Raw genomic sequence first — 8450 nt, 5'->3', positions numbered from 1 at the left:
CCACGCCCGAGGTCGCCACGTACGGCGCGACGTGCTGAATGGCCGGCGAGATCTGGAAGCTGACCGCGACAGTCGAGGTGCTGCCTGCCGACAGCTTGCTGCAGGTGGTATCGGCGCAGGTGTAGCCGGTCACCGCGACCGCACCGGAGAACAGGCCGGGGCCGATGGTCGACGGCGTCGACGGCACCACGGTGATCTGGGCCGTGCGGCCGTTCAGCACCGAGGTGGTCGAGGCAATGGCATCGCCACTGTGTACGACCGCCAGATGCGCGATGTCCTTGCCGAAAGTGGCGGTGAACACCTGTGCCGCCGGCACCGAGGCACTAGGCCCGTCGGCGCGGAAAGCAATCGCATTGGTGGAGATTTCCGTGCGGGTACCTTCCTCGGTCCCACTGCCGCCGCTACAGCCGGCCAGCATTCCAATCAATAAAAACCCTGCTACGCGGCGGGCACCGGGTAGATAGTGCACTTTGTCTCCCAGCTGAATCGGGGGGTAAGAGCACCATTGTCGCAGGATGCGCCCCTCGGCGCATCCTTGACGACAGCCCGGGACTTTACAGGCCCTGGTCCTTGGTTTCCCGCAGGAACAGCGTGCCGATCACGGCCGTCATGACCGCCACCACGATCGGGTACCACAGGCCGTTATAGATGTTGCCGGTGGCCGCCACGATGGCGAACGAGGTCACCGGCAGGAAGCCGCCGAACCAGCCATTGCCGATGTGATACGGCAGCGACATGGAGGTGTAGCGGATGCGGGTCGGGAACAACTCCACCAGCCACGCGGCAATCGGCCCGTACACCATGGTCACCAGGATGACCAGGTAAGTGCACAGCGCGATCACCATGGGGTAATTCACTTCGTCCAGGTTGGCCTTGGCCGGATAGCCCGCAGTGGCCAACGCGCCCTTGAGCTGCGCAGTGAACGCGTCGTTGCTGGTCTTGAATTCAGCTTTGTCCAACGTGTTGCCGGGGAAGGAATCGAGCAGCACCGCGCTGTCGCCATTGCCGATGCGCACGCGCGCCACTGAGCCGGCCGGCGCCGCTTCATTCGTATACGGCACACCGGTCTTGGCCAAGGCCGACTTCACCACGTCGCAAGACTGGGTGAATGCCTTCTTGCCCACCGGATCGAACTGGAACGAGCAGTCGGCTGGATCGGCGACCACGGCCACTGGTGCGCTCGCGACGGCCCGCTCCAACGCGGGGTTGGCGAAATGCGTGAGGCCTTTGAACACCGGGAAATAAGTGAGCGCCGCGAGAATGCAGCCAGCCATCACGATGCTCTTGCGACCGATGCGATCCGACAACGCGCCGAAAATCACGAAGAACGGCGTGCCGATCAGCAACGCAGCGGCAATCATCAGATTGGCCGCCTTGGCATCGACCTGCAGAATCTTTTCCAGGAAGAACAGCGCATAGAACTGGCCGCCGTACCACACCACGGCCTGACCGGCGGTGGCGCCGAACAACGCCAACAACACGATCTTCAGATTCTTCCAATTACCGAACGCTTCGGTGAGCGGCGCGGTCGACAGCTTGCCTTCCTTTTTGATTTCCAGGAACGCCGGCGACTCCTGCAACTGCAAGCGGATGTACACCGAGATCCCGAGCAACACGATGGAGATCAGGAACGGAATACGCCAACCCCACACCTCGAACTGATCGCCGAGCGTGACGCGACAGATCAGGATCACCAGCAGCGAAAGAAACAAACCCATGGTGGCCGTGGTTTGAATCCAGCTGGTGTACAAGCCGCGCTTGCCGTCAGGCGCATGCTCAGCCACATAAGTGGCAGCACCGCCGTATTCACCGCCGAGCGCCAGGCCTTGTAACAAGCGCAGCAGGATCAGAATGATCGGCGCCGCGACGCCGATGGCCGCGTAACTGGGCAACATGCCGACGATGGCCGTCGACGCGCCCATGATGACGATGGTGATCAGGAAGGTGTGCTTGCGACCGATCAAGTCGCCGAGTCGGCCGAACACCAGCGCGCCGAACGGCCGCACGAAGAAGCCCGCGGCAAACGCCAGCAGCGCGAAAATGAAACCGGTGGTCTCATTGACGCCGGAAAAGAACTGTTTGGAAATGATGGCCGACAACGAGCCATACAAATAGAAGTCGTACCACTCGAACACGGTGCCGAGCGAGGACGCGAAAATCACCCGCTTGTGCGAGCCGTCGATGCCGCTGGCTTTGGCACCCGGCAACGCCTGTGAACTGGTAGCCATAGTCCCCCGAAAAATCCTTGTCAGACCATTATTTGAGTCGCGCCTGGGCAGTTTGGTCGAAGTCCGGCGAGGCGCTATTCGACCAAAGTCGAATATAGCCCGGCCGGCGCTTCGGGGATGCTTGGCCCAAAGCTACTCATGATGACGATTGGGGGAGACATGACCGCGGAACTGCAGCTGTGGGAGCGGGTCGGCCGGCGCCTGCATTGGACCAGGCCGTTCACGCAGGTCAAAGACGTGAGCTTCCAGCGCGAAGACTTCCGTATCCGCTGGTATTTCGACGGCGAACTGAACGCCTCGGTCAATTGCCTGGACCGGCACCTGCCGGAACACGCCGAGCGCACCGCCATCGTGTTCGAAGGCGACGATCCGGGCCAGATTGAGAAGATCACCTACCGCCAGCTGTACCAGCGCGTCTGCCAGTTCGGCAATACGCTGCGCTCGCTGGGCGTCGTCAAAGGCGACCGGGTCACCATTTATCTGCCCATGATTCCCGATGCCGCCGTGGCCATGCTGGCTTGCGCCCGCATCGGCGCCATTCACTCGGTGGTGTTCGGCGGCTTTTCGCCGGAATCGCTGGTCCAGCGCATTCGCGACTGCGGCTCGAAGTTGGTCATCACCGCCGACGAAGGCCGGCGCGGTGGCAAGCGCGTGCCGCTCAAGAATAACGTCGACACTGCACTCGCCAATGCGGGCCTGGATTGCGTGCAGCACGTGCTGGTCATTCGTAACACCGGTGCAGCCATCGACATGCGTGCCGGTCGCGATCTTTGGTATCACGAAGCCTCGGCGGGCCATGCCGGCGAGTGCCAACCTGAAGTCATGAACGCGGAAGATCCGCTGTTCATTCTGTACACCTCCGGCTCCACCGGTCAGCCCAAAGGCGTGCTCCACACCACCGGCGGTTATCTCGCCTACGCGTCCCACACCTTCGACACGCTGTTCCAATGCAAGAGCAACGATTTGTTCTGGTGTACCGCCGATGTCGGCTGGGTGACGGGTCATTCCTATGTGGTGTACGGCCCGCTGTCGAACGCGGCGTCGGTGTTGATGTTCGAAGGCGTGCCGAACTATCCGAACGCGTCGCGGCCGTGGGAAATCATCGATCGTCACGGCGTCACCATTTTCTACACGGCACCGACGGCAATTCGCGCGTCCATGCGTGAAGGCGATGAACCGGTGCGTCGAACCAGTCGCGCCAGTCTGCGATTGCTTGGCACGGTGGGCGAACCCATCAATCCCGAAGCGTGGCAGTGGTATCACCGTGTGGTCGGCGACGGTCGTTGCCCCATCGTGGACACTTGGTGGCAGACAGAAACCGGTGCCGCGTTGATCGCGCCCATTCCGCATGAGGTCGATCTCAAGCCGGGCTCCGCAACTTTGCCTTTGCCCGGCATCCAGGCTGCGTTGCTCGATAACGAAGGTCAGCCCTTGCACGGCGAAGCCGAAGGCAACCTGGTGCTGCTCGACAGCTGGCCCGGCCAGATGCGCACCGTGTACGGCGATCACGAACGCTTTTTTCAAACCTACTTCTCGACCTTCCCCGGCACTTACTGCACCGGTGACGGCGCACGTCGCGACGAGGATGGTTACTACTGGATCACTGGCCGCGTCGATGACGTGTTGAACGTGTCGGGGCATCGCATCGGCAGCGCTGAAGTCGAGAGCGCGCTGGTCGCACATGCCGACGTCGCCGAAGCCGCCGTGGTCGGTTGCCCACACGAGATCAAAGGCCAAGGCATTTACGCCTACGTGACTTTGAAAGCCGAGAGCGCGCCGAGCGAGGCGTTGCGCGATCAGCTTCGCCAATGCGTGCGGCGGGAAATCGGGCCCATCGCCTCACCGGACTTCATCCAATGGGCACCCGGCCTGCCCAAGACTCGGTCGGGCAAGATCATGCGCCGCATCCTGCGCAAAATCGCCGCCAACGAGCATCAACAGCTCGGCGATACCTCGACCCTGGCCGATCCAGGCGTGGTGCGCGACCTGATCGAACAGCGCATGAATCGCTAGCAGTTGCCGGCAACGACCTAGACATGGTGTATTGCGCGCGCAATGAAGCGCGCCGTCTTGATCGCCGATGACCACCCCCTGTTTCGTGACGCTCTGAAGCTCGCGGTGGCTCAGGCCGTGCCCGGCGCTCCGATGGTCGAGGCGGACACGGTGCATTCGCTGTTCGCCGCGCTCGATGCCCATCCCGATCCGGAGCTGTTGCTGCTGGATCTGAACATGCCGGGCGCGCAAGGCTTCAACGCGCTGGTGCAGGCCCGAGCGAATTTTCCTACGGTGCCCATCGTGGTGATTTCAGCTCGGGAAGACCGGCGCATCATGCAACGGGCACTGGGCCATGGCGCCGCCGCCTTCATCCCCAAGTCCTCGTCCATCGACCTGATCGTCGCAGCGCTGCGGGCCGTGCTCGCTGGCGACACGTGGCTGCCAGCGTCAGCGACCCATGGCGCCGATCCGTCGCCGCTGGATCAACAAGAAATGGATGCGACCACGCGACTGGCCACGTTGACGCCTCAGCAATTTCGCGTGCTGGCCATGTTGTCAGCAGGTCTGTTGAACAAGCAGATCGCTGCCGAGCTGAACGTGTCGGAAGCGACCGTCAAAGCACACGTCACCGCAGTGATGCAGAAGCTGGGTGTCACCAATCGCACGCAAGCAGTGTTGCTCGCGCAGCGCTTGTCGCTGGATCAAGGCCCGCCGGATAGCTTCGACTAGCTCGCTCGTTCTTCGGGCTTGGGCCGCGCCAGTGCCACGAGCAATGCTCGCAGAGCTGCTGGCCGCAAGGGTTTGCGCAAAACCTCGAAGCCCAATTCATTGGCTCGCTGCGCCAACTCAGCGCTGCCATCGGCAGTCACCAACGCACCGGCACGCAATCGAGCTGAATCGCGCGGCACGAGTTCGTCGAGCAACTCCAGCCCTCTGGGCTCGCCGTCCAGATGATAGTCAGCCAGCACCAGATCGATGGACTGCTGTTGCAACACTTCACGCGCACTCGCCGCCGACGCGACACACACCACTTCGATGCCCCAACGCGTCAGCAACTCACGCATGGCATCGAGAATGTTTGGATCGTCCTCCACACACAGCACACGCAGCCCGCGCAAGCCGGCAAGGTTGCTCGCCGGTGCCGGCGTTGCGACTTGCGGACTCGCCACACCGCTGCCACGAGCAACACGCACACTGAACGCGCTGCCCTTGCCGGGCACGGATCGCAACGTAAGCCGCGTCTGCAAGATGTGAACGATGCGGTCGCAAATCGACAATCCCAAACCGAGCCCGCGCTCACCCCACGGCGACTGCTGCTCGAGACGACGAAACTCTTCGAAAATCACCGCCTGACTTTCCGCCGCGATGCCTGGCCCGGTATCCAACACTTGGAACTCGATCTGCTCGCCAGCCCGGCGACGCACGCCAACCACCACTCGCCCACTGCGCGTGTAACGCAACGCGTTGCCGATCAGGTTTTGTAGCACTCGTCGCAGCATTCGCTGATCAGTGAACACTTGCGCACGCGTCGCATGCACTCGCAACTCCAAGTTGCGTTGCGCGGCCACGGGAGCGAATTGTTCTTTCAGCGAGTCGAGCAATACACCGGCGGAGAAATTGGTGGGCTCGGGTTGAATCGCGCCGGAGTCGAGTCGTGAGATATCGAGCAAGCCGTCGAGCAACTCTTCGGCGGCGTGCAACGAGTTCTCGACCCGATCCGCCAACTGCTCGACCTGTGGATTCTGCAGCTGACCGGCCTGACCGCGAAGTGCAGCGTTGAACAAGCGCGCGGCGTTCAACGGCTGTAGCAGGTCATGACTAGCAGCGGCGAGGAAGCGCGTCTTGCCCAAATTGGCCTTCTCCGCCACGGCGGTCGCATCAGCCAACTGCTGAGTTCGCTCGGCAACGCGCAGCTCCAACGTTTCATTGATTTCGCGCAGCTCGTCTTCGACGTGCTTGTAAGTCGTCACATCGTTGAAGGTGCTGACGTAGCCACCGTCGGGCAACGGCTGGCCACGCACTTCGATGACGCGTCCATCGCTACGACGACGCTCCGACAAGTGCGGCGAACCGGCCCGCAAGTGAGCCAACCGCCGCTCCACATACACTTCGGCATCGCCTGGTCCATACCAACCGCGAGCAGCGTTGTATCTCATCAAATCGGCGATGGGCTGCCCGGCGCGCATCAGCTCCGGCGGGTAATCCAGCAGCTCCACATAGCGACGGTTCCAGGCCACCAGCCGCATGTCGGCATCGACCACGCTGACTCCCTGCGGCATGTTTTCCATCATGGCTTCGAGCATTTCGCGATTGAAGCGCAGCTTCTGCGACGCTTCGTCGAACAGCGTGACCACTTCGCTGAACTGCAAGCCAGCGCCACGCAACGCACTGGTCAACACCATGCGCGCCGACGCTGCGCCGAGTGCGCCGGCCAGTTCGCGCTCCAGCCCTTGTAACAAACCAACGTCGGCTCGTTGCGTCGGCAAGTAGTCGCGCCCTTGTTCCTGTACGTATTGCTTGAACCAAGACTGTGCCGCCGCCGGGCCGAGCAAACGATCGGCCAACAACTGCAGGTCGGCAACAGTCGCGGAGCCCGGCAACAACTTGGCGCGACGTGCATCAGTACCAGCAATCCGTGGCGCCACCTGCAAGCGCTCGCCGATGGCCGGCGGCGAATACAACGACATGCCAACCAACGTCGCGATGTTCACCAGCAGCGACCAGAACACACCGTGCGTCAACGGATCGGGACCGGAGAAGCCGAGCAGCGAATACGGCGCGAGCAGACCGATGTCGAACGGACCTTCCACCAGCCACGACGGCGACCCACCGTCGGCGCTGGCAAACGTCGGTAGTAACAGCGTGTAAATCCAAATCAGGAAACCGCTGCACAGTCCCGCCAACACGCCGACGCGGCTGGCACCGGACCAATACACCGCGCTGACCACGGCCGGCGCGAATTGCGCGACGGCCGCGAATGCCAGCAAGCCGATGGAAGCGAGACTGGAACTATTCGGTACTGCTCGAAAGAAACTGAAAGCGACCAGCAAGATCGCCAGGATGGCACCGCGCCGAATCCAGAGAATGCCGCCGGCCGCAGGACTACGATCACCGAGCGCTGGTGGCCGCCAACGCCACAACGCCGGCAACACCAAATCGTTACTCACCATGGTGGCCAGCGCGACAGTCGCCACGATCACCATGCCGGTCGCGGCGGAGAAGCCACCGAGATAGGCGAGTAGCGCCAACCAATCGTGACCGGCGCTGAGCGGCAACCACAGTACGAATGAATCCGGCGACACCGAACCAGTCGCGGCGCCAGCTGCGATGGCCGCAGCGGCAATCGGCACGACCACCAAGCAGATCAGCGCTAGATACGTCGAGAACCACCAGCGCGCGCGCCGGATGTCTTCGACTTCGGCGCACTCCACCACGCCGATCAAGAACTGGCGCGGCAAGCAGAATATGGCCGTCATCGACAACAGCACTTGGGTGACGAAGGAAATAGAATGCTCCACGCCGGCCGGCATCCGCCGTACGGTTTCGAGCAGCGGCTCGATGCCATTGAGTTGGGTCAGCGCGAACACGGACACGAACAGCAAGGCCACGAACTTCACCACCGATTCCGCAGCCACCGCGAGCACCATGCCGGGATGATGTTCGGTTGCATCGACCTGGCGCGCACCGAACAGACTCGAGAACAGCGCCAGCATCAGAGCGATGAACAACGCGCTATCGCGATACCAAGCCACCGAGACCGCCGGCTGCCCGGCCGTCAGCACCTCGATGCTCATCGAGATGGCCTTCAACTGCAGCGCTATGTAGGGAATCGCGGCCGTCAGCGCGATCAAAGTAACGGCCACGGCGATCTGCGGCGAACGGCCGAAGCGCGCTGCCAGCAAGTCGGAAATGGAAGTGGCGTTCTGCTGCTTGGCCAGACGCACCAGGCGCTCGAAGAACGGCAGCAGGAACAGGAACAGCAGCATCGGCCCGAGATAGATGGGCAAATAGCTCAGGCCGTCACGAACCGCGCTGCCGACCGCGCCGTAGAAGGTCCAGCTGGAGCAGTACACGGCCAGCGCCAGGCTGTAGATCAGCGGTCGCAGCCGGGCATGATCCGGGTACAAGCGGCGCCGGTCGCCCCACCACGCAATGACGAACAGGCCACAGACGTAGGCCAGCGAAGCGACCAGGAGGCCCCATCCCGAGATCATGGCCGCATAATAC

At 62.5% G+C, this 8450-nt stretch carries 4 protein-coding genes and 1 pseudogene; 2 read left to right on the top strand and 3 right to left on the bottom strand.

All coding sequences use genetic code 11. The features are described from left to right. The coding region (locus JNL55_RS29225) for a hypothetical protein (RefSeq protein WP_293862966.1) at positions 1 to 469 on the bottom strand (469 nt) is incomplete at its 3' end. Between the two features lie 85 nt (positions 470 to 554). Next, positions 555 to 2228, bottom strand: coding sequence for an MFS transporter (locus tag JNL55_RS29220; RefSeq protein ID WP_293862964.1), 1674 nt, complete (start codon positions 2226 to 2228; stop codon positions 555 to 557). Between the two features lie 174 nt (positions 2229 to 2402). On the opposite strand from JNL55_RS29220, the pseudogene acs reads away from it, so the two are divergent. After that, positions 2403 to 4241, top strand: a pseudogene (gene acs, locus JNL55_RS29215) (acetate--CoA ligase); the annotation flags it as partial. 42 nt (positions 4242 to 4283) lie between these two features. Beyond that, positions 4284 to 4952, top strand: coding sequence for a response regulator transcription factor (locus JNL55_RS29210; RefSeq protein WP_293862960.1), 669 nt, complete (start codon positions 4284 to 4286; stop codon positions 4950 to 4952). Here JNL55_RS29210 and JNL55_RS29205 read toward each other — a convergent pair. After that, positions 4949 to 8437, bottom strand: coding sequence for a PAS domain-containing hybrid sensor histidine kinase/response regulator (locus JNL55_RS29205; RefSeq protein WP_293862958.1), 3489 nt, complete (start codon positions 8435 to 8437; stop codon positions 4949 to 4951). The two genes, JNL55_RS29210 and JNL55_RS29205, sit on opposite strands and share 4 nt — an antisense overlap. Positions 8438 to 8450 lie beyond the last annotated feature (13 nt).

The organism is Steroidobacter sp., assembly GCF_016790065.1.
Taxonomy (GTDB): Bacteria; Pseudomonadota; Gammaproteobacteria; order Steroidobacterales; family Steroidobacteraceae; genus Steroidobacter.
The sequence above is the reverse complement of the archived record's forward strand: the minus strand, read 5'-3'. Positions and strand labels throughout refer to the sequence as shown.